The following is a 21134-nucleotide window of genomic DNA, read 5'->3' on the forward strand; positions in this document are numbered from 1 at the left end:
CAGGAATGGAAAGAGTATGGAGAAGAGAACTTCACTTTCGAGGTGCTGGAATACATTAAGCCGGAAGAAGAGACCGTAGAGAATTTTACAGTTCTTGAAAAATATCGCGACCTTCTGAAAAACAGGGAAGAAGCCTGGATAAACCGGCTTCAACCCTGCGGAAATAAAGGCTATCTGTAAGAAAAACTCGCGGGCGTTGCCGGGAATAAAGTTAAACAAGCGTTTAACCAGGAAATTGCCCGGAAAAGGGCGAGAGATAAATGCGTCGCGTCTGTTCCTTCTTTATTCTATTAGGCTATCTGCGACGGATCCCGTGTCAGAATAATACACTCTCCACTTTCCGTCCTTCTCTTTCTTCAGGAAAACCGGGCCTTCCAGCGTCTCCTTATCCGTCTCGCCCGCTACGTTAATTTCATACGTACCGTTGCTTACATACAGCTCTGCGAAGCGATCCCACTTGCCGGTGATGTCCACTTTAATATCACCGGTCAGCCCCATCTGTATTGATTCACCCTCTGCGCTGATATCTTTCAGCATGTCAATGGCTACGTCACCGAGCGCGCGGTCAAAACCGGTGTAATATTGCTTATTCAGCGCGGACGCTTTATCGAAATCTCCCTCGCTTAACGCCGCTAGTGTTTCCCGTTCCGCATTCAGAAATGTGTTGCTCAATTCCTCATCCGAAGCTGGAGCGCTTTGTTCAAGGTGGAGGGCGCTGTGAAGCATCTTCAACGCTTCCGCACGGGTCGCGCGATCAACCGGCTTAAACTCGGTGGCGCTCTTGCCGTTAATCATGCCGGCCGCGCTCGCTTTATCGATATATGGTTTACCCCAATAGTTTTTTACATCTTTAAACGCTTTTGGTGTCCCCTCAAACGACACGGTTTTCTCGAATGCCCGCACAAGCATAGAAGCAATCTGATCGCGTTGAATTTTGGCATTCGGCTCAAACGTGGTCTCCGTCATCCCGCTAACGATGCCAAGTGAAGCGGCGGTGCTGACTTCTTTATAGAACCACTGGTTCGCTTTGACGTCAGAGAAAGATTTCGACTGTCCGCCCGGTTGTAAATCGAGCGCGCGTACAAGCAGTGCCGCAAATTCCGCACGGCTAATCTGGTTGTTCGGACGCAGTGTTACATTTCCGTTTTTCTCGTCGTACCCTTTCACAACATCGGCATATACCATATCGTACAGTTCATGTTGAGCCCAATGACCGTCAATATCCATTGGAAAGTAATAATCAATCGGCTCGGTCGGAAGCGCCTCTTCTCCCAGTACAGGTGTGGTAAGCGACAGACTTAGCAGCAGAGCACCGATAACCTTTAATGCTTTCATCTTTTTTCCCCTTTTGCTGTGAATTCTACGTTGACCCCTATTAGACGATACTTTTCATACGAAAGTTTCGCAAAAAAAAAATATGTAAATAGTGTAAATGAATAAGCGCAGAACATATATGCATCTTCATACACATTTTTAAAGCGGTTACTCCTGCTACCTGCGCAATATATGTACTAGGTAAATAGCATAGGAAAAAGCGGCAGAGATGTCATAAAGACCATTATGATTTACAACTACATATAGATAAAGGGCTCCCTCTTTTTATAAGAGAAAGCCCGCCTATGTTATCCGCTATCATCGGATATATTTCGTCTTCAATGCATCAACAATTACGGCTATGAAGATCATCATGCCACCAACCATTGTTACAAAATAGGATGAAATGCCGAGAATCTGCAGTCCGGTTTGAATAACAGTAAGAAGCAGTACACCGCCGAGTACGCCGGAAATTTTCCCCTTGCCACCCGTTAAGCTGACACCGCCGATAACCGCAGCAGCAAGTGTGTACATCATTAAATCCTGACCAAACGTCATGGTGACCGCTCCCATATATGCGGCAAGCAGATATCCAGAAAAACCAGCAAGTCCTCCTGAAATCATAAAGGCATAAATCTTGATTCGGTCTACATTAATCCCGCTGACATATGCACTGGTGGAATTCCCCCCTGTTGCAAACAGACTGCGACCGAAAACAGTTTTCTTCCATATAAAGTAGATAATCAGATAGACAATCAGGAACGGAATCGGTAATATCGGGAGTCCGAAAACAGAACCCTGACCAATCCACGTGAAAGCTTCCGGGAAATTCACGATGGATCGCCCCTGAGTTAATGCCATCAATCCTCCTTGTAAAACCAAACCCATAGCCAGTGTCTCAATCAAGGCTGCTGCTTTTAACTTAGCGACAAGAATACCATTCACTGTCCCAATCAACAGACCAAAAAGGACAATAACCAGAACTGCGAGAAACCATGGCAGCCCATTATTCATTAGCGTAGTACCAAGGCCGGCGCTAAAAGCTAACACACCCGTGATTGATAAATCGATTTCTCCGATAATGAGAACATGGGCAATCCCTGCCGTTAAAATCCCCAATACGGCTGTCTGCACAAGAATATTTTGCAGGATAACCTGGGAGAAAAACGCGGAATCAATAAGGCCCATAATGAAAAGGCCAAGCACAAGCAGAAACCAGACGATATTGTCGGCAAACAGCCGGGCATATCCCTGGCCTGGCTGCTTTAGCTTAATCGGTTGTACCACCTGGTTGGTTGTTCCTTCTTTTACACTCATGAAGCTACTTCCTCCTCTGCAGAATCACGCATTTGTATCACTTCTTCCGGTGTTAGTCCGGTATTGATTTCTTCTCTTGCAATGGTTCCATTCGCAAAAAACAACAGGCGATCAGCTACACGCAACAGTTCATTATAATCATTGGTTAGATAAAGAACACTCAATCCTGTATCGGTCAACTCGTTAATCAGCGATAATATTTCTTCGCGGCTCTTTACATCAATCCCTACGGTAGGTTCATCAATAATAAGTACGTCCGGCTGTGTGCTCAGCGCTTTGGAGATGACTACTTTTTGTTGATTTCCCCCGCTCAGATTCCCTACTTCTTCATAGATAGAATGTGCCTTAATATTTAGTGTTGAAAAATATTGTTGTGCAATTTCTATTTCTTTACGTTCATTCACAAATCCAAATAGAGAAGCCAATTTGCTTTTTAGGATGGGCAGGCTGATATTCTCCCTTATCGGCAAGTCAGGCACAATTCCCTCTGCATGACGGTCATATGAAACATAGACGATTTTTTGCGCAAGCGCTTCATCAGGACGCCTGGGATTCCTCAGTTTTTTACCATGCAAGCGTATTTCTCCTGATTCAATTGGATTCAGTCCGGCCAATGCCCGACATATCTCACGGGCACCTGAACCCGGAAAACCGATAAGACCAAGGATTTCCCCTTTTGCAAGATGAAACGAAACATCTGTAAGTCCGCGTGCCTTTATCCTGCTGCACTGGAGAGCGATTGGCGCTCTAGCAAGCACTTCAGATCGCTCGCGAACACAAAGTTCCACATCTTCCCCGACGATTAGATTGGATAACTGTCGCTCATCGACTTCTCCCCTGGAAAAGCCGGTATAAGATTTTCCGTCGCGCAATACAGTATACCTGTCACTAAGGCGTAATACTTCTTCGATATAGTGCGATATAAAAATAAAACTTGTTCCCTGTTTTGCCAGGTCAATGACAAATTCAAACAAACCGTCTCTTTCTTCTGCTGATAGTGCCGTTGTCGGTTCATCCAGAATAATAAGTTTCGCATTACTAAACAATGCGCGCACGATATTAAGCTTACGCTGATCAACAAGAGACAAATCTTTTACTTTTTGCCGCGGCGAAAAAGATACTCCATATTTGTCCAGCGCTTCTTTTGCATATATATAAATATGATTCCAGTCAACGAAGCCGTTTTTCTTTCTGGGCCAATCTCCGATGAAAATGTTCTCTGCAACCGTAAATTCAGGAATAACGGAAGCGTGTTGAGGGACGACATAAATTCCAATCTTCTGCCGCTCTAACACAGTAAGATGATCGATGGACTTGCCTTCAAAGCGGATAGTGCCGTCATAATCTGTTGTAACACCGGAAATGCTTTTAACGAGAGTTGTTTTGCCTGCTCCGTTTTTTCCCAAAAGCGCATGAATTTCTCCTTTTTTCAGGTTCATACTGACCCCGTCCAACACCGTTTTAGTGCCGTAGCATTTACTTACATGGTCAATTTCCAACAGCAAGTCAATCCCTCCTTTATTCACTTTGCAAGATACAGAAAGGGAAGAAAGACATCTCCCTTCCCTTTCTCCAGATTTAGTAACGAAGATTATACTCGTTCCAGGCAACGTTGCCCCAGTGGGAGTCATTGTCTACATTACTGCTATCGATGACATACGGATCGATAATCATGTGCGGTCCGCTGTCACCTTTTACAATCTTGGCTTCTTTCCAGAAATATTTCTCGTTCTTATATGTTTCAAGCGGTACTTCCTTTCCTTGAAGCGAATAATTGTGCAGCATATCAATAACAATCTCCCCATAGGCTACACAATCCTGGTTTATGGTTGCATCGTACCAGCCCTCCTTGATGCGCTGAAGTGCGATGGGTTCAGCATCAATCGTTACAAAAATGACGTGCCCATCTTCTCCTACTTTCTTAAGCTTATTTTTTTGTTTTAATGCTTCATACAATCCCATAGCCGGGTTATCACTCGGTGCGTGTACGGCGTCGAGGTTGCCGTATTTAGCCATTGCATTCAACGCTACATCCTGCGTCTTTCGCATATCACCTTCTGCCGGCATGGCGAGATACTGTATATTCGGATACTTTTTCATGACTTCATCAAACCCTGTTTTACGCGCACGCCATGCTGAGCTGGACATGGCTCCATATGCGTTAAGAACCGTTCCCTTCGGTTCGCCGTACTTTTCTTTTAAGCGTTTCACAATTTCTTCCGCTGCCATTTGTCCTGCCTTAAAGTTGTCGAAAGCAACGGTAAAGGCTACATCTCCTCCTGTCGTCGGAGTATCAAAAACGCCGACCGGTATACCGGCTGTTTTTGCCTGATTAATTGCGGTAATAAGTCCTTCGCTATCGTTTGGATCCGTAATGATTGCGGCAGGTTTCTTCGTAATGAAGTTGATGAACTGATTGGTTTGTTTTGCCGAATCAAAATCCGCTACGGATGCTTCAAATTCATAACCGTATTCTTGTGCTTTCCGCTTTGCCGCCTCCTGCATGGCGACAAACGCATAATAGTTTAGACTTTTATGTGCAAGCGCTATCAATTTTCTTCCTGATTTTTCTTCGTTGGCTTTTCCTGCGTCATTCGATTCAGATGCTCCCGCGTTCGCCGGCTGTCCGCTGTTGTTTCCGCATCCGGCAACGATCAAAGATAACGCGATAAGAAGCGTGCTAAATAAAAACCCTGCTTTTTTTATTGAACGCATACAATAACCCCTTTCTCTTTTTAAAAAGCAAGAAACATCCGGGGGAATTTTCGTTCCCCCTAATTTCCCATCGCTTATTATATCCGTCTGGATTACATCACTCCACGCAATACAATACTCTTAATCTGGGTAACTTCTTCAAGCGTATAAGCGGTGCCTTCCCTGCCAATGCCGCTCTTTTTGTATCCGCCGAATGCACTGCACATCGGGCGGTAGCAATTACCACCGTTAACAGACACAATACCTGCCTGGATCCTGTTTCCGGCATCAATAGCCTTGTAGACATCTCTTGTATAAATAGCTCCGTTTAGCCCGTACATGGATTGATTTGATATTTCAATGGCTTCCTCATAGGAAGAGAAGGAAATAAGCGGAAATACAGGCCCGAAAATCTCCATATCTTTTGCTACGTCCATATCTCTTGTAACGCCTTCGAGAACAGTCGGTTCAATAAATGTACTATTTACGCGTTTTCCACCTAAAATAAGGGTAGCGCCTTGACTCACCGTATATTGGATTTGCTCTTCTACACGCATCGCGGCTTCCTCGCTGACAAGCGGTCCGACGTCCGTCGCTTCATCCAATTGGTTCCCTAACCGTTTTGTTGAAAGAGTCGCGACAAGCTTGTCCCGGAATTCGTCATGCACCGATTCATGAAGCAGAATCCGTTTTGTTGCGCAGCAAACCTGTCCGTTTGCCAGCAAACGACCGTCAACGGCATCCTGAACCGCCGCATCAATGTCGGCATCTTCACAAATAATCATGGCGTCATTTCCGCCAAGTTCAAGGAAAACCCGTGACAGGTTTTTGGCGCCGTTGCCTGCAATATGGATACCTGTCTCTGTACTTCCTGTAAAACTCACCGCATTCACCAGCGGACTTTTCGCCAGATAATCGCCCACTTCTTCCCCGTACCCTGTTATAATTTGCAGGACGTTACCGGGAACGCCTGCCTCATGCAGCATTTCGGTCATACGAATGACCGTCAGCGGATCGTCCTCCGGTGCCTTAATAATAATGGCATTGCCGGCCGCTAACGCCGAGCCTACTTTATGGGCAAACAGCTCGGCAGGAAAGTTAAACGGAAGAATGCCGACAATAACACCGAGCGGTTCGCGCTTTGTAATCATTAAGTCTTTTTCTAATCCTTCCTGGATTTCAAGAGGAATCGTTTGACCGAAAAGCCGTTTTGATTCCTCTGCAAAACCTTCGAAGATACCTGCGGCTGCATCAAGCTCAGCTCTGGCCTGTGCCAGTATTTTTCCGTTTTCCATGCTCAGCAACCGCGCCAGCTCTTCCTTGCGCTCTTTCATTTTTTCAAGAAAGTTTCGAATACATTGAACGCGTTTGTATACTGGCGTCGCTGCCCAAACCTCAGCCCCCTGTCTGGCTGCCTCAAGCGCTTCCTGTGCGTCTTGCACGGTGGCGGCCGGCGTTGTATCGATCACTTCCATGGTCGCCATATTTCGCACTTCAATAATTTTACCGTTAGAAGCACTTCGTTTTTTCTTGTTAATGATCATTTCCATGCCGTATTCCTCCTCTAAGATTGATTAGGCAAGCGAGTATTTGTCCTTAACAACAGTACCCTTCGCCAGTGCTTCCCATGGATCAATGGTTGCTTTAATGATTTCCTCTTTGTCATCCAGCTTATATGCTTTCTTGCTCATGGCGAGAATCGCATCCTCAACTCGATCCAGCGCTAACTGATGTGTAACGAGTTTCTCGTAGGGGAGCTCCATGCGTTCTAAAATGTTTAGTGTCATTTCCATATGTTCCACATCACTGCCCCAGACACCGTGAATATCTGCGTTATTTCGCAGCATATGCCAGTGCGGATTAATTTCAGCCGAACCTACATCCGTAAAATGTCCAAGCTCTACATAGGAGCCGCTGTCACGCAGGTAGGCAAGCCCTTCCGGTACCGAGGACGGAAAGCCCGTACATTCTACGACCATATCAGGGCCACGGCCGCCCTTTGTCTCACTTTTAACAAGCTTAATACGCTCAGCCGGGTCACGTACGTCTTCAATATCGATAACGATGTCTGCTCCCATCTCGCGAGCCAGCTGGAGACGCCGTTTCGGCCCGCCGACCGCGATGACTTTAGCTGCACCGGAACGTTTTGCAAAAGCAATGGCGCCAAGGCCAATGGCTCCTGTTCCCTGAACAAGAACCGTGCTTCCAAAGCGGACACCTCCGGCACGCTGGAATCCGTGAATGCATATGGAAAGCGGCTCTGTTAATACTGCGATATGCGGATCAAGTTCCGTCTTGAAAAAGGATGTTCCCTGATATTGAATATGGACATATTGACCAAAGCCTCCGGAAAGCCTGTTGTTTTCATCGTTTGGCATAAATCCGTATGCTCTTATATTTGCGCACCGTGTAGGCGTTTTCAAAATTTTGCAGTAATAGCATTCGTTACAACTGACACCGGGTACGATAACAACACGATCTCCTTCTTTAACCGGGCGACCGTTGCTGTCTTCGGTTACGTCTGCCCCTAATTTTTCAATGATGCCGCAAAATTCATGCCCCATAATCGTCGGATACTCTACCGTATTCAGATGACCGTAATAAATGTGGACATCCGTGCCGCACACCCCGGCGGCTTCCGTGCGAAGAATGAACTCTCCCCGTTTCGGTTCCGGTACCTTATACTCTTCAATTGTAAATTCTCCTTCTATACCGTTCAGCACGGCCGCTTTTGAAAACAAAGCCATGTTTCTTCCTCCTTTTTCAAAATATTTTTTACAAACGTGAAATCGCTTCTTACGGGAGTAAAACTACTTTTAATGCTTTTGTTGCACGATCCGCCGAACAGGCAATCGCTTCCTCTACCTGTTCAAGCGGAAAACGATGGGTAATTAATTTCTCAACCGGATATTGTCCGTCAGCAATTAATTTGATTGCCCCCTGATAGCTGTGAGCACTTAAGAAAGAGGTCTGCAGCGTTAACTCTTTGAAAGTCATTTGCCAGTCGGTATCAATCGAAACCGTTTTTCTGCCGGTTAATCCAATGTAGTTGACCACCCCGCCGGGTCGTGCGTAGTTGAGACTGTCCGCCTGCGCGGCAGGCGTTCCCGCGGTTTCGAATACGAGGTCGGCACCGATTCCGTCTGTGTGCTCCATGATGAAGGAGCCCGCATCTTCCAGTCGAAAGTCAACCACAGCGTCAGCACCAAGCTCCTTTCCGAGCGCTAATCTTTCCGTTCGTGTTCCCACAAGAATCACCTTACCGGCCCCTGCAGCCCGGACAGCGACAACGGTCAACAACCCGATCGTTCCCGATCCTACAACTACAACCGTGTCTCCAATTTTGGGCGGCGTTAAGTTTACTGCCCGAACGGTAACAGCAAGCGGCTCGATTAACACAGCCCTCTCCCATGGAACATGGTCCGGAATCCGGTGTACGATGGCATTCGCCGGAACATACAGGTACTCCGACCAGCCGCCGTATAATCGCCCCTCTCTTTCACAGCTGATATTACAGCCATACTGCATGCCCTGTTCCCTATCCTTGATGCAGAGGTTATAGAGTCCCTTGCGGCACCAATAACATGTGTTGCACGGAATGATCATCTCAACAGCCACTTTGTCGCCTACCTGTATACCATGCTTCTGACATGCTTTTGAGCCTGCTTCAGCAACCGTACCAACGAATTCGTGTCCCGGTATAAGAGGGTAAGGCTCTCCCCAATCCCCCTGAAAAATATGTTGGTCAGAGCCACAAATTCCGCACATTTCAACTTTCACCAGCAATTCATCATCCCGCAGTTTTGGTTTATCAAAAAGTTGAATGCTCACCGCTTTCTTCCCTGTAATGACCGCTGCCTTGATTGTTTCTATATGCTCTCACTCCTTTCTGCTTTGCTGCTTGACCCTATACAAATGATAGATTGGATTTATAATTCCAAAAATTTAATATATTTAGCTTTTGGTGGTGATTTTTATGTTCTTCAAACAACCAGATAAAAAGAGGTGATAAGAGGAGGAAAATATTTCGATTAAAGGGGATTTTATTACTATAAGGCAAATGACCGTCTATAAAAATAGGAAGCCGCCCTATGGAAATAGAGCGGCTTTGCGTCTCGAATCCTTATTTATATGCATCATACAGGTGTACGCTTTCCTGAAACTGTTTAGGGCCAACTCCTTCAAAACGTTTAAAAAGTTTTGCAAAATATCTCGGATCATTAAACCCTACTTTTTCTGCCACCTCCAATATCTTCAAGTCTGTTTCCTGCAGCAGTTGCTTTGCTTTTTTAATTCGTAGCGAAATTAAATAATCAATAAAATTCTCCCCCGTTATCTTTTTAAACCGCGAACTGAAATAGCTTTTGCTTAATCCGACGTGTTCCGCTACATCTTCAAGAGTAATCTCAAGCATATAATTTCTTTCCATATATGAAATCGCTTTGCTAATCACACTATTGATTCCACCAATAAAAACAGAGCGGCTGTCTTCAAGCTCATTTATTCCTTCATATAACCACTCGATGAGTTGCTTGTATGTCCGCTTTTTCTTTGCCAGCTCAATATTATCAAAACGGTTGCTTCCCCATGTCAGAGTCAGCAAATTGCTGTTGGTTTGCAAGCCGTGTGTAATAATCAGAATGATTTCAAGCACCACTTTTTTTACGTCTTCTACAGGCGGCTTTTCAATGGCAAGATGCGAAAATAATTCATCACAAATATCCTTGATTCTTGCCCAATCGCGCATCAATGTAAGCTGTCGAAGTTCCTGCCAGTCCATTTTTGCAAAAGGGTCGCTTATGCCCTGTTGCGGTATGCTATGAACATCAAGCAAATGGCCGAATTCATTATAGAATGTATGATAGGCTCCTTTCTCCTTTAATGACCGCAAAACGTGTCCTGCTTTATCATTGGTTGAAGACGCGCAATAATATATATTTATTTCTCCCGCTATTTTTGTTATTTTACCAAAAAGCTTCCTGCATTGCTCCTGCTCATATGTCGTTCGTTTCATTTCGCTGTATTCTTTTTCTCTGGCAAATAACCCGATTGCCCTGTAATCATCAAGCGGCAGAAAAACCCCTTTATCCTTGGAAGCGATTGCATAAAATTGCTTTTCTACTTCGACAAATGAATTTGGGGAGCATAAAAATTCAAAATAAATTCCAACAAAACCGTTTTCGATCCAATCAAGCTCATCAGGTATAGAAGAAGACGGATCTTCAAGCATAGATTGAACTTGCTTCTCACGCAGCAACAAACGGGAGTTTTCGGCTTCTTTTTCCAATCTTTTATAATATTCTCCTTCTTTCTGCCGCTTCTTCCATTCCTTGCTTGTTTTCTTAAGTATACTTTCGAAGCTTCCGTCTTCCAGCTCTGTTTTAAGCACATACCCGGAAGCTCCAATATCAAGCGCCTCTTTGACAAGTGAAAAGTCATCATAGCAAGTTAACAGGATAACCGTGATATGGGGATAGTTCTCTTTCACCGCACGCGTAAGCTCGATTCCGTCAACGAGAGGCATACGGATATCAGTAATGACAAGCTCGATGGGCTGTTGATTGATGATCTCGAGAGCCTGTTCCCCGTTCGCCGCTTCCGAGACGACTTCCATATCATATGCCTTCCAATTCACATATGCACGAAGTCCTTTCCTGACAATCAATTCATCATCGACTATTAATACTTTGAGCATAATGTACATCCTCCCTGTCTTTAAGCTGGTAAGGCAGCCGAATGGTAACAGTTGTTCCCTCATTCTCCTTGCTGGTAATCGACAGACCGTAATTAGCACCGAAATAGTGCTTAATTTTATCATCCACGTTCTTCACTCCGATTCCGCTTGATGTTTTCTTCTTTTTTTCCGGGCAAAGAATATTGACGACCTGTTCTTCTGACATACCGCGGCCGTTGTCTCCCACTTCAATTTTCACTATATCTCCGATTCGTGTCGCCCGAATAGAAATCGTTCCTTCTCCGTCAGAGAATGCGTGAAAAAATGAATTTTCTACTAGAGGCTGTAAAATGAACCGCGGAACAACCGCTTTTAATAAAGTCGGGTCAATGTTATATTCGGTGCGAAAATTATCTCCGAAGCGATATCGTTGAATCTTCATGTAGTAGGAGAGGATTTCTAATTCCTCTTCAAGCATATGCAAATAGGTTTTCGTGTTTAAGCTTGCGCGCAACAACTTTATCAGAGCGGTTACCATATCGCCGATATGCGGAACTTTATGCAGCTTGGCCAGCCATTGTACAGAATTTAGCGTATTATACAGAAAGTGTGGATTAATTTGATACTGGAGTGCCTTCATTTCAACCTGCTTCTTCTTTTGTTCGTTCTCCGAGATCTTTTGAATAAGAAGTTCAATTTCCTCAACCATCCGGTTAAAGCTGCGGCTTAAATCACCGATTTCATCATCGGTCTGAATATGTGAACGAATATGGAAATTACCGTTTTCAATTTGCTTCATATCACGCTGCAGGCGCTGGAGCGGCCTGGTAAAATGATTCGATAATGTGAGACCCAAAAATGTTGAGGTGGCAAAGAAAATGACCAACAAAATGAAAACGGTTTCTCTAATTGAATCAAAGCTTTTTTCAAGTTTTTCGTTCGGGATGAAAGCGCCTACTTTCCAGCCGCTGAAAAAATTAATATCGTATACGAAACTGTTATCCTTGTTTAAGCTTCTAATCAGATTGGTGTTGGTAATGTATTGTTTTTCCCCTGTTTGTGCGGGAAGAATCAATGACCGATCCGGGCTATAAATAACCGTTCCATATTTATCAATAAGAAGAAGCTTTCCTAAACTTTTTAAATTCGGGCTGCCGAATAGTTCATCAAGCTTTTCGCGTTTCATTTCAATCATGATTAAAGCGGTTTTACCGGATTGAACAGGCTTAAATGGATAGATGAGCGTGATTACTTCATATGTTTTTGGTTTATTAATAGAGTAATCGCTTTCATGCGGTCCGACCCATATTTTTTCATCTGTTTTTTCCAGTGCACTTGTATACCATTCCTTCCGGGCAAGGATGTCTGTATCAAGTTTTACTGCCGTTGTATATACCTTATCACCGTTGATTACATGGATCTCATCAATGAACGTCCGATTATTTTTTAGTGCGGCCAGGAATTTATTAAATTCAATCGGATCGCTTTTATTTTCACTTAATGCATCTGTCTTCTCACCGCGTAGTACCGGTATGGATTGGTAATATACTATACGTGACATCAGCTCCATTTCTTTCAGATGATAGCTGATATTTTCGTTAAGCTGATTCACTGCACTTTGGGCAAATTCGAGCATCTGTGTTCGTACAACTTCTGAAGATTTTTGGTAGGGAATGAATCCAACCATGAGAATGGGAAGAAAGCTGGTGAGGATAAAATAAAAGAGCAGGCGAATCTTGATTGTTTTCATTCTCCTCTCTCCTTATCTACATTATATTCATTTATAAAATTCTATTGATATGTTATCCCCCATTCGTTATAAGCGATATTCCCCCACAACCTGCGATCATTGACATTATATCGGTTAATCTCAAACGGAGGAATGGTCAGGCACGGACCTGAAGGACCTACTATTACATCAGCCTTCTCCCAGTAATACTTTTCATTTCGGTACTCATGTTCTGGCACCGGATTTCCGTGCAGCACATATCTGTTAAGTAATTCCACACATATTTCACTGTAGGCGATAGGATCCTGTGAAATCGATGCATCCAATATCCCTTCCTTAATCCATTGATGAGCAAGCGGTTCCCCGTCTATGGTAACGAAGATGATGTGATCCTTATGCTCTGACGTGTATAGCTTTCCTTTTTCTTTCATTGCTTGATAGATGCCGCGTGCCGGTGTTTCAGAAGGAGCATGTATCGCATCAATATACGGATATTTGGCGAGAATATCGATGGTTACATCGTGCATTTTTATAATGTCGCCTCCGGTCGGGATACTAATAAGGGTAATATCCTTATACTTTTTCAACGTCTGCTCAAACCCCTGGCGGCGCAGCTTCCAGGCAATACTGCTTAATTCTCCGTAGCAATTAAGAACATAGCCCCGTGGTTCTCCGTACTTTTTTTCTAAAAGCTTGACTATTTTTTCTGCGGCCATCTGACCGCCTTTGTAATTATCAAATGTTACCGTTATATCGACTTTCCCCGCTGTTACAGGCGTATCAATAACACCGATAAAGATATGCCTGTCTTTTGCATGGTTAAACAACTCGGCCATTCCATGACTGTCAATAGGATCAAGAATAATAGCCTGCTTTCTTTGGGTGACATAGTGTTCGAATTGTTTGCGCTGTTGAACAAAAGATAAGTCGGCTACTAACGCTTCGAAGTTCCATCCCCTTGCATCGGCGGCTCGGTTTAACGCTTCCTGTTGAATGATAAAAAAATAGTAACCGAGACTTTTATTGAGATAGGCGATAGAAACGGCGTCTTCTCTCGTTGCATAACTGCGTTCGCTTGTTTTTTCATTGATCGCACAACCTGCTAACATGTTTCCAAACAAAAATAGAGAAGAGCCTGCCGCTCCTAAGTGTAATGCATGTTTAAGAAACTCTCTGCGGCTCATTTTTTTATCCAATAAAATCTCCCCTCTGCGTAATCTTTTTGAAATAACTGAAATATCAATCTAATTATACTATTTTTTTCATATCTTACACGCTGGCTAACAATACAAAAATAAGCTGAAGCAGAGACTGCTTCAGCTTATTTTTGTTTTATTTATGCTGTATTAAATTAAGCATGCCGGGGCACTGCACTGATTTGCGGAACAGTAGCATCTTTGATAAGTTGTTCCAGACGTTCGCGGTGCCGCCACATCTCCTGTTCACTCCAGCCCAGTACCCGGGCCATGTACGTCGTCACCGGCTCTTTCCATTGCCTTACCCAGTTTATATCAAAATACAGAGCGCCGGTACGACGAACGAAATAGTCTTCCGGCATAGCTGCCATTTCTTCTTCCATCGCATAAACAAGCGAACCGAGGACATCTTTCGGCAGGCCGGATACTGCCGCTTCTTCTCCGCGTTCGCGGATGATTGTATAGATGCGTTCCACATTGGTACCGTAGCGACGAGCCAGGTTTTCCGACGCCTCTGCAGACAAGCCGGAGGCAATGCCTCTTTTCACCTGACTTTGCACAAACGATTCAAAATTAGCCGAACCGCCTATATTACCGCCGGAAAGAGGGATTTTATCGGTCAAGCAGCCCGAATAGGAACCTGCTCCCTCTTCCTTCAACCGTGAAGCCACCAGGTCGACGATGCGCTCCGCCATTTTTCGGTATCCGGTCAGCTTCCCGCCGGCAATCGTCAGGAGCCCGGATTCAGAGATGAAGATTTCATCCTTACGGGATAGCTCTGACGGAGATTTTCCATCTTCGTGGATAAGCGGACGGAGGCCCGCCCAGCTGGACTCTATATCTTTTGCTGTCAGCGCAAGCGTCGGGAACATGAAATTCGCCGCACGGAGAATATAGTCGCGATCTTCTACCGTCATTTTCGGGTTGGCGATATCGCCGTGATAATCCGTATCTGTCGTACCCATATATGTTTTGCCGTCACGCGGGATCGCAAAAACCATGCGGCCGTCCGGCGTATCGAAGTATACGGCCTGGCGAAGCGGGAATCGTTTGCCGTCGATAACTAGATGTACTCCTTTAGTCAAATGCAGGCGTTTGCCTTTTCTTGATCCATCTTTTTCACGGATTTTGTCGACCCACGGTCCAGCAGCGTTCACTACTTTTTTAGCCCGGATCGTATGCTTTTCTCCACTCAGCAGGTCAACAGCCACGATGCCCACCACCCTGCCGTTCTCGTATAAAAGGTCTTCCGCCATCACATAGTTGACCGCCTGGGCGCCGCGGCGCACCGCTTCCTTTATGACTTCAATCGTCAGGCGGGCGTCATCCGTGCGGTATTCTACGTAATATCCGCCGCCTTTGAGCTTATCTGTGCGCAGCAGCGGCTCTTTTTGAAGCGTTTCTGCTTTGCTCAACATGATGCGGCGTTCGTTCTTTCTCACACCGGCAAGCGCATCGTAAATACGCAGACCGATAGATGTGGCAAACTTACCGTATGTGCCACCTTCAATTATCGGCAGAAGCATCCACTCCGGAGTAGTTACATGCGGCGCATTCTCATATACGATGGCACGCTCCTTGCCAACTTCGGCCACAAGCTTGAACTCCATCTGTTTCAGATAACGCAAACCGCCGTGTATCAACTTAGTAGAGCGGCTGGACGTTCCTGCGGCGAAATCCTGCATTTCCACAAGCGCTGTTTTCATGCCGCGCGACTGTGCATCCAGCGCAATGCCGGCACCTGTAATTCCTCCCCCGATGACAAGAACGTCAAACTGCTGTTTTTCTATCTCACGCAAAATCCGCGGACGATTCCCGCTTGCAAACGGTTGGTTCATGTTACTTCACTCTCCTGATTAAGTATTGTATAAGTACCGTATAACCATTTCGTTTATCTTTTCCCGAAAACAAAAAGACCACAACAAGATCCTCCGTTATTCAAAGGATCTGCTGTGGTCTTCTCCAATTCTCCGACCGATATTAACTTCTAAATTTTGTCGATTTTAGCGTAGCATATTTTACGTTTTATTTCAACTTAAACCCCCTGGCTGCTTCGACGGCTTTCTTCCAGCCTTCGTAAAGCACCGCTCGTTCACTCTCTTCCATCTGAACGCCAAACCGTTTTTCCATCTGCCATTTGGCTGCGATTTCATCACGGCTTTGCCAGAAACCGACAGCAAGTCCCGCCAGATAGGCAGCACCCAATGCAGTCGTCTCGTTAATCGTCGGACGTTCCACCGGCACGCCCAGAATGTCGCTTTGAAATTGCATAAGAAAATCGTTTTTCACCGCGCCGCCATCCACCCGCAGTGTCTTCAGCTCAATGCCGGAATCAGCTTCCATGGCGGAGAGCACGTCTTTTGTCTGGTATGCGAGCGATTCGAGCGCGGCACGAATAAAGTGTTCTTTCTCCGTACCGCGCGTCAATCCGAAGATTGCACCGCGCACATCACTGTCCCAGTATGGTGTACCAAGCCCGACAAAGGCGGGCACCATATAGACGCCATTGGTCGACTCCACTCGTGCCGCATACTGTTCGCTGTCGGCTGCCGACTTTAGCATACGCAGACCGTCACGCAACCACTGGATTGCAGAACCGGCAACGAAAATGCTGCCTTCAAGCGCATATTCTACTTTGCCGTCAATTCCCCAGGCGAGCGTCGTCAAAAGGCCATGCTCCGATTTCACCGCTGTCTCTCCAGTATTCATTAACATAAAGCAGCCTGTACCGTACGTATTCTTCGCCATGCCTCTCTCGTAGCAGGCCTGGCCAAACAGAGCCGCCTGCTGATCGCCTGCCGCCCCGGCAATCGGAACACGCTCGCCGAAGAAATGATAAGCCATAGTTTCACCGTATATCTCAGAGGACGGACGCACCTCCGGCAGCATGCTGCGCGGTACATCGAGCATTTTGAGCAATTCGTCGTCCCATTGCTGTTCATAAATATTATACATGAGCGTCCGTGAAGCATTCGAGTAGTCGGTTACATACGCTTTGCCGCCGGACAGTCGCCAGATAAGCCACGTGTCAATCGTACCAAACAGCAGATCTCCTTTTTCAGCTTTCTCCCGTGCTCCCTTTACATTATCCAGAATCCATTTTACTTTCGTTCCAGAGAAATACGCGTCAATCAACAAACCGGTTTTCTCGCGCACGATATCGGAGTAGCCCTGCTCCTTCAATTCTTCACAAATATCTGAGGTCTGACGGGACTGCCAGACAATCGCGTTATACACCGGATTGCCCGTATGCCTGTCCCATACGACCGTTGTTTCCCGCTGATTGGTAATTCCAATGGCCGCAATTTCCTTGGGATTACTATTCGTATTCGAAAGCGCTTCCGCAATTACCGCAAGAATCGAACCCCAAATTTCATTCGCATTATGTTCCACCCAACCGGGCTTCGGGAAGTATTGAGGAAATTCGCGCTGTGCAATGGTTACAATTTCACCCTGTTTGTTGAACAGGATCGCACGGGAACTGGTTGTTCCCTGATCTAAAGCCAACACGTATTTCTTTTCCATAAACAATTACTCCTTTTTTATGAATTTTCCGTCTTTTGTATTCTAAGCAACAAAAAGCAGCTTGCAGAACAAAAACCGATGGCGGGAAGCCCTGTAACTGCCGGATTTAAGTACCGCCAACTACACCGTCGCCCAAAATGAGTAAAAGCATGGTACCTATTATTTCTCCTAAAAACGGTGACATCCTGTGTCCCTCCCCCTGCTTTTTCGATGAAAATACAAAAAATCCACAGCAAACATCCCTATGAAGCATAGGGAAGCACTGTGGATCTCCAGTATCTCCGTCACCATGATTAACTTGTACATCCCTATTACATCGAAAACAGAAAGCACTGTCAACCATTGTTTATTGGAACATTACATCCTCCCCGAACGCAAACCGTCTACTGCTCGAAAGAAAAATGCTTCCAAATCTCACGGCGCGAAGTGGTTACGGCAATCGCTCCGCTGTCGAGCGCCGTCTCCGATTTTTATTGTGCGGTATAAAAGCTTTTCGTGTTTCACACGCTAAGATAAGGGGAGGTGTTAACAATGAGCAAAGAAACAAGCATGTCTGTCGAGCGGGAACAACTGCTCACAGCCTGGCAGCAAGCCCTGCCTGCAACGTTTAAACCAACGGACAAGGTCGAGGTCTACAACGATCCATTGGTTCAAGATGCGCTCCATATTCACATCAACACGGCAGGCCATAACCATTATGAATTCGAATATAGATGCAGATACATCGACCCGCGCGAAGTACAGGTCACACTGCTAAACATTCAGCGCGAAGGCGATACGGTCATCAATCCGACACCGGATATTCGGAATCTCTCTGAAGAGTACATGCGCAATATTCATGAGTGTGCCCAGACTCTCCATCCTCTGACCAACCCATAGTGCAAAGAAGGAAGGAATAAACATGGAAAATAACAACGAAGCAAAGAATGTGGATAAGAACCTTCAAAATGTCGTAAAAGATTTGGATCAGGTTAAAGTAAGTAGTTTTCATGCCCAACAAATCCAGCAGGACACGAATGACCGCCGGCATCAGGATGCGCTTAACCACGACGAATAACCGAAAAAAAACACTACCTGACAGAAGAGAATACTGTCCGGTAGTGTTTTACGTTTCTCCTATAATATTTTCTTTATGAAAATGTCGGAGTTTTCCGCAAGATCGATAACTTTCGGCTGCTTCATCGGACGGTTTACCCGGTTGAAATATACTTTCACAATCGGCTTAATCCCGCTGTTTTTACGGACATTGATGACAACTCCGGTTTCTCCTGTAGATAAGGAGACAAGAGAGCCCAGGGGATAGACGGCGATATTGTTCCAGAATACGTCTACGATTTTCCCGTCAAAGTAGACATTCTTTCCTTCCATCAACCTCTCAAGCGCTTCTTTGGGCAGCTTGCCCTCCATATTGACCATCGTGTCATATTCCTCAACAACAGCCAGAATCCGGCTGCCAAGCGGAATGTCTTTCCCTTTCTTTCCGTGCGGATACCCACTGCCGTCCCATCGTTCATGATGATTGAGTACAATATCAGCTACTGCTTCCGGCATTCCCATCTCTTTTAGGATGTAATAACCGTAGCGTGAATGCTCGGCAAACTGTGCCTTCTGGTAGTTACTAAGCTCCTGTCCTCCACCTCCAATTAAAAACGGCATCTCCCTCAATCCCACATCATGGAGGAATGCCCCCATGCCAAGGCAATACAAGTCTTCGTCCGAGAAATTCATCAATCCGCCAATTAACAGCGACAAGACACCCGTATTGACAATATGGTTATAAAAATCATCGTTATCTAATACACGCAGTTCCATCAATAAGGAGAGAAGATCTTCGTTCGCAAAGATTTGATGCATAATCGGAAGAATGCGCCGAGAGACGTCATACACTTCATCGCTCAAATTCGCTCCCCGGTCATTCGGCGCATATAGCGCCATTCGTTCTTCAGCCATCTGCAGCAATTTTTTCCGCAGCGAATCAATCGGATTCAACATCAGGGTATAACGGTCACTAATGGCAATGGATAGGATGGAGCGTTTCACAAGCGACATGATAATCGCTTCGTTCAATGTCACTCCCGCTTTTACCAACGTTGTCTTCGTGCGCGGACAAACCACATCTTCCTTCACTACCATGCCTGGACGCAATTCACGAACAGGTACACGGTCCATTTTCTTTCCTGCCTTTCTATCCTTAGTGAAATAATCACTGGTTACGTTTAAACTTCCATCTCGATAGCCGACAGTTTTTTATCCTGGGCAATAATATAATTAATAAGCCAATCCAACAGCTCATCCTTCAAAGACTGGGTTACTTCCGGGGTAACTCCCTCGTTTTCAATTTGCAATTTCATCTTAAACATTCGTTTAATAAAAACGGAATGCTGATCACGGTGCATCTCGAACCCTTCATACAGATGGCGCAGCATTATATTTTCTTCACTCTTAAAGTGATACAATGTATACTGCAGCAAATATTCTACCGTATCTTCCACAAACTCCTCATCATGCGCCTCGACAGCATCCAAAAACATATTCATCCGATCAATCAATTGTTCATGCTGATGGTCGATAAACGGAATGCCTGTCTGCAATTCTTTGGTAAATTCGACTTTTTTTATTTCCATCTCCGCTCCCCCTTATCCGGATTTACCATTTGTAGCGCGAAACTTCTTTCTGCTGAATATCCGCTAATTGCTTGTCACTTACCTGGATATGATTAACCAGCCAGTCTATCAGGTCACACCTTAACTTTTGGATAAGTTCATCTGATAATCCTTCGGAAACAATCGTCTGCTTAACTCTATAAATATTCTTAATGAATCCGGAGTGCTGATCACGGTGTGCGGGGAATCCTTCATACGAGTGTTTAATCATAATTGCTTCTTCCGCGTTGAAATGCTCGATCACGTATTCTGCCAAATAATCCACCGTCTGCAGTGTCACATCAGGGTCCCGTCGGTCTGCTGCAGCAAAAAAATGGCGTATACGGCCAAACAATTCTCGGTGCTGATCATCTACAATGCCAATTCCTGTTTCTAAATCTTCCGTCCACTCTATCTCCATGCCCTATACCTCCTTTTCATTCCCAGTAATTTTTATCCAATTTTTATTTGATTATACTAAAAAACAGTACTATAATCATATGTTTATTTCCTGTTTTTTATATTTTTTATTACTTTAAGACTATATAAGTACATTAAAAAAGATTGCTACCATGCTGTTGTTAGATAAGCGAGCAAAAGATATGGTATGCTAAAAGAAAAGGAAGGAGATGCCTATGACCAACTTGCAACTCAGTCCAGGCGACCTGGTCACTGCTTCATATAAATCAGGGAATTATATCGGAGAACTCGTGGAGTTATATCCGCCTCGCGTAGCCGTAGTCAAAATTCTCGCCGTACAAAAACATCCAGAGCAGGGAGATCTGCATCACCCGGGTCAGATTAACGTTCCATTGTTCCATCAGCGACGTGCGTTGTCTTATCAGGAAAAGGCATCCGTACCGCTTGCGTCAGTGCGTCCTTATAGCGGAGAAGTACCGGAATACGAAGCATCCCTCCGCAAAGCACTGGAAGAAGAAATCGTCAAGCTGCGGAACGACCCTTCCGAATGGGCACAGCGTTCTTTGACCGAGCTGGAGGCCTTACGCAGCGAATATTTCTAATAATTACGAAGAAACGGAGCC

General features: G+C 45.2%; 18 protein-coding genes and 1 pseudogene. 4 read left to right on the top strand and 15 right to left on the bottom strand.

Annotated features, from left to right (window positions below; all coding sequences use genetic code 11):
- Positions 1–180 (top strand): annotated as a pseudogene (locus B2899_RS13970) (GIY-YIG nuclease family protein); the annotation flags it as partial.
- Positions 181–282: 102 nt separating this feature from the next.
- On the opposite strand, the gene B2899_RS13975 reads toward B2899_RS13970, so the two are convergent.
- The 12 genes from B2899_RS13975 to glpK form a co-directional block, all read right to left on the bottom strand.
- On the bottom strand, positions 283–1335 hold the full coding sequence (locus B2899_RS13975; protein ID WP_286886628.1) for an S-layer homology domain-containing protein: 1053 nt from the start codon (positions 1333–1335) through the stop codon (positions 283–285).
- A 297-nt stretch (positions 1336–1632) separates the two neighbouring features.
- Entirely contained in the window at positions 1633–2631 is a 999-nt protein-coding gene (locus tag B2899_RS13980; RefSeq protein WP_146810046.1) for an ABC transporter permease, read from the bottom strand.
- The gene (locus tag B2899_RS13985; protein ID WP_286886631.1) at positions 2628–4136 is read right to left on the bottom strand and encodes a sugar ABC transporter ATP-binding protein; all 1509 of its coding nucleotides are present in this window, start codon (positions 4134–4136) and stop codon (positions 2628–2630) included. Before B2899_RS13985 ends, B2899_RS13980 begins: the two co-directional genes overlap by 4 nt.
- 73 nt (positions 4137–4209) lie before the next feature.
- Positions 4210–5346, bottom strand: coding sequence for a sugar ABC transporter substrate-binding protein (locus B2899_RS13990; protein ID WP_146810044.1), 1137 nt, complete (start codon positions 5344–5346; stop codon positions 4210–4212).
- 92 nt (positions 5347–5438) lie between these two features.
- Positions 5439–6875 (bottom strand): aldehyde dehydrogenase family protein, encoded by a 1437-nt coding sequence (locus B2899_RS13995; RefSeq protein ID WP_146810043.1) that lies wholly within the window; start codon positions 6873–6875, stop codon positions 5439–5441.
- 24 nt (positions 6876–6899) lie between these two features.
- Positions 6900–8072 carry a zinc-binding dehydrogenase gene (locus B2899_RS14000; RefSeq protein WP_146810042.1) on the bottom strand — a complete coding sequence of 391 codons (1173 nt, stop codon included), beginning with the start codon at positions 8070–8072 and terminating at the stop codon, positions 6900–6902.
- Between the two features lie 49 nt (positions 8073–8121).
- Positions 8122–9156 carry a zinc-dependent alcohol dehydrogenase gene (locus tag B2899_RS14005; RefSeq protein ID WP_146810041.1) on the bottom strand — a complete coding sequence of 345 codons (1035 nt, stop codon included), beginning with the start codon at positions 9154–9156 and terminating at the stop codon, positions 8122–8124.
- 292 nt (positions 9157–9448) lie between these two features.
- Positions 9449–11020, bottom strand: a complete 1572-nt coding sequence (locus tag B2899_RS14010) for a response regulator transcription factor (protein WP_170230238.1) — start codon at positions 11018–11020, stop codon at positions 9449–9451.
- Positions 10995–12749: a cache domain-containing sensor histidine kinase gene (locus tag B2899_RS14015; RefSeq protein WP_146810039.1), complete on the bottom strand. Its 1755-nt coding sequence runs from the start codon at positions 12747–12749 to the stop codon at positions 10995–10997. Before B2899_RS14015 ends, B2899_RS14010 begins: the two co-directional genes overlap by 26 nt.
- 41 nt (positions 12750–12790) lie before the next feature.
- The gene (locus tag B2899_RS14020) at positions 12791–13924 is read right to left on the bottom strand and encodes a sugar ABC transporter substrate-binding protein (protein WP_146810038.1); all 1134 of its coding nucleotides are present in this window, start codon (positions 13922–13924) and stop codon (positions 12791–12793) included.
- Positions 13925–14079: 155 nt separating this feature from the next.
- Complete coding sequence (locus B2899_RS14025; RefSeq protein ID WP_286886637.1) at positions 14080–15762, bottom strand: glycerol-3-phosphate dehydrogenase/oxidase; 1683 nt, start codon at positions 15760–15762, stop codon at positions 14080–14082.
- Between the two features lie 187 nt (positions 15763–15949).
- Positions 15950–17449 (bottom strand): glycerol kinase GlpK, encoded by a 1500-nt coding sequence (gene glpK / locus B2899_RS14030; protein WP_146810036.1) that lies wholly within the window; start codon positions 17447–17449, stop codon positions 15950–15952.
- Between the two features lie 531 nt (positions 17450–17980).
- Between glpK and B2899_RS14035 the strand changes: the two genes are divergently transcribed.
- Positions 17981–18328 (top strand): hypothetical protein, encoded by a 348-nt coding sequence (locus B2899_RS14035; RefSeq protein WP_286886639.1) that lies wholly within the window; start codon positions 17981–17983, stop codon positions 18326–18328.
- A gap of 22 nt (positions 18329–18350) precedes the next feature.
- Positions 18351–18506 carry a hypothetical protein gene (locus tag B2899_RS14040; protein ID WP_170230237.1) on the top strand — a complete coding sequence of 52 codons (156 nt, stop codon included), beginning with the start codon at positions 18351–18353 and terminating at the stop codon, positions 18504–18506.
- A gap of 59 nt (positions 18507–18565) precedes the next feature.
- Here the strand turns inward: B2899_RS14040 and B2899_RS14045 are convergent, their stop codons facing one another.
- Genes B2899_RS14045 through B2899_RS14055 form a run of 3 tightly spaced genes read right to left on the bottom strand, consistent with a single transcriptional unit; the run spans position 18566 to position 20512 of the window.
- Positions 18566–19618 (bottom strand): HD-GYP domain-containing protein, encoded by a 1053-nt coding sequence (locus tag B2899_RS14045; RefSeq protein ID WP_146810034.1) that lies wholly within the window; start codon positions 19616–19618, stop codon positions 18566–18568.
- 47 nt (positions 19619–19665) lie between these two features.
- A complete protein-coding gene (locus tag B2899_RS14050; RefSeq protein ID WP_286886641.1) occupies positions 19666–20073 on the bottom strand; it encodes a bacteriohemerythrin in 408 nt (135 codons plus the stop codon).
- Positions 20074–20095: 22 nt separating this feature from the next.
- Entirely contained in the window at positions 20096–20512 is a 417-nt protein-coding gene (locus tag B2899_RS14055; protein ID WP_286886643.1) for a bacteriohemerythrin, read from the bottom strand.
- Positions 20513–20726: 214 nt separating this feature from the next.
- Between B2899_RS14055 and B2899_RS14060 the strand changes: the two genes are divergently transcribed.
- Positions 20727–21113: a kinase-associated lipoprotein B gene (locus B2899_RS14060; protein ID WP_146810031.1), complete on the top strand. Its 387-nt coding sequence runs from the start codon at positions 20727–20729 to the stop codon at positions 21111–21113.
- Positions 21114–21134 lie beyond the last annotated feature (21 nt).

This window comes from Aneurinibacillus sp. UBA3580 (genome assembly GCF_002375825.1).
Classification (GTDB): domain Bacteria; phylum Bacillota; class Bacilli; order Aneurinibacillales; family Aneurinibacillaceae; genus Aneurinibacillus; species Aneurinibacillus danicus.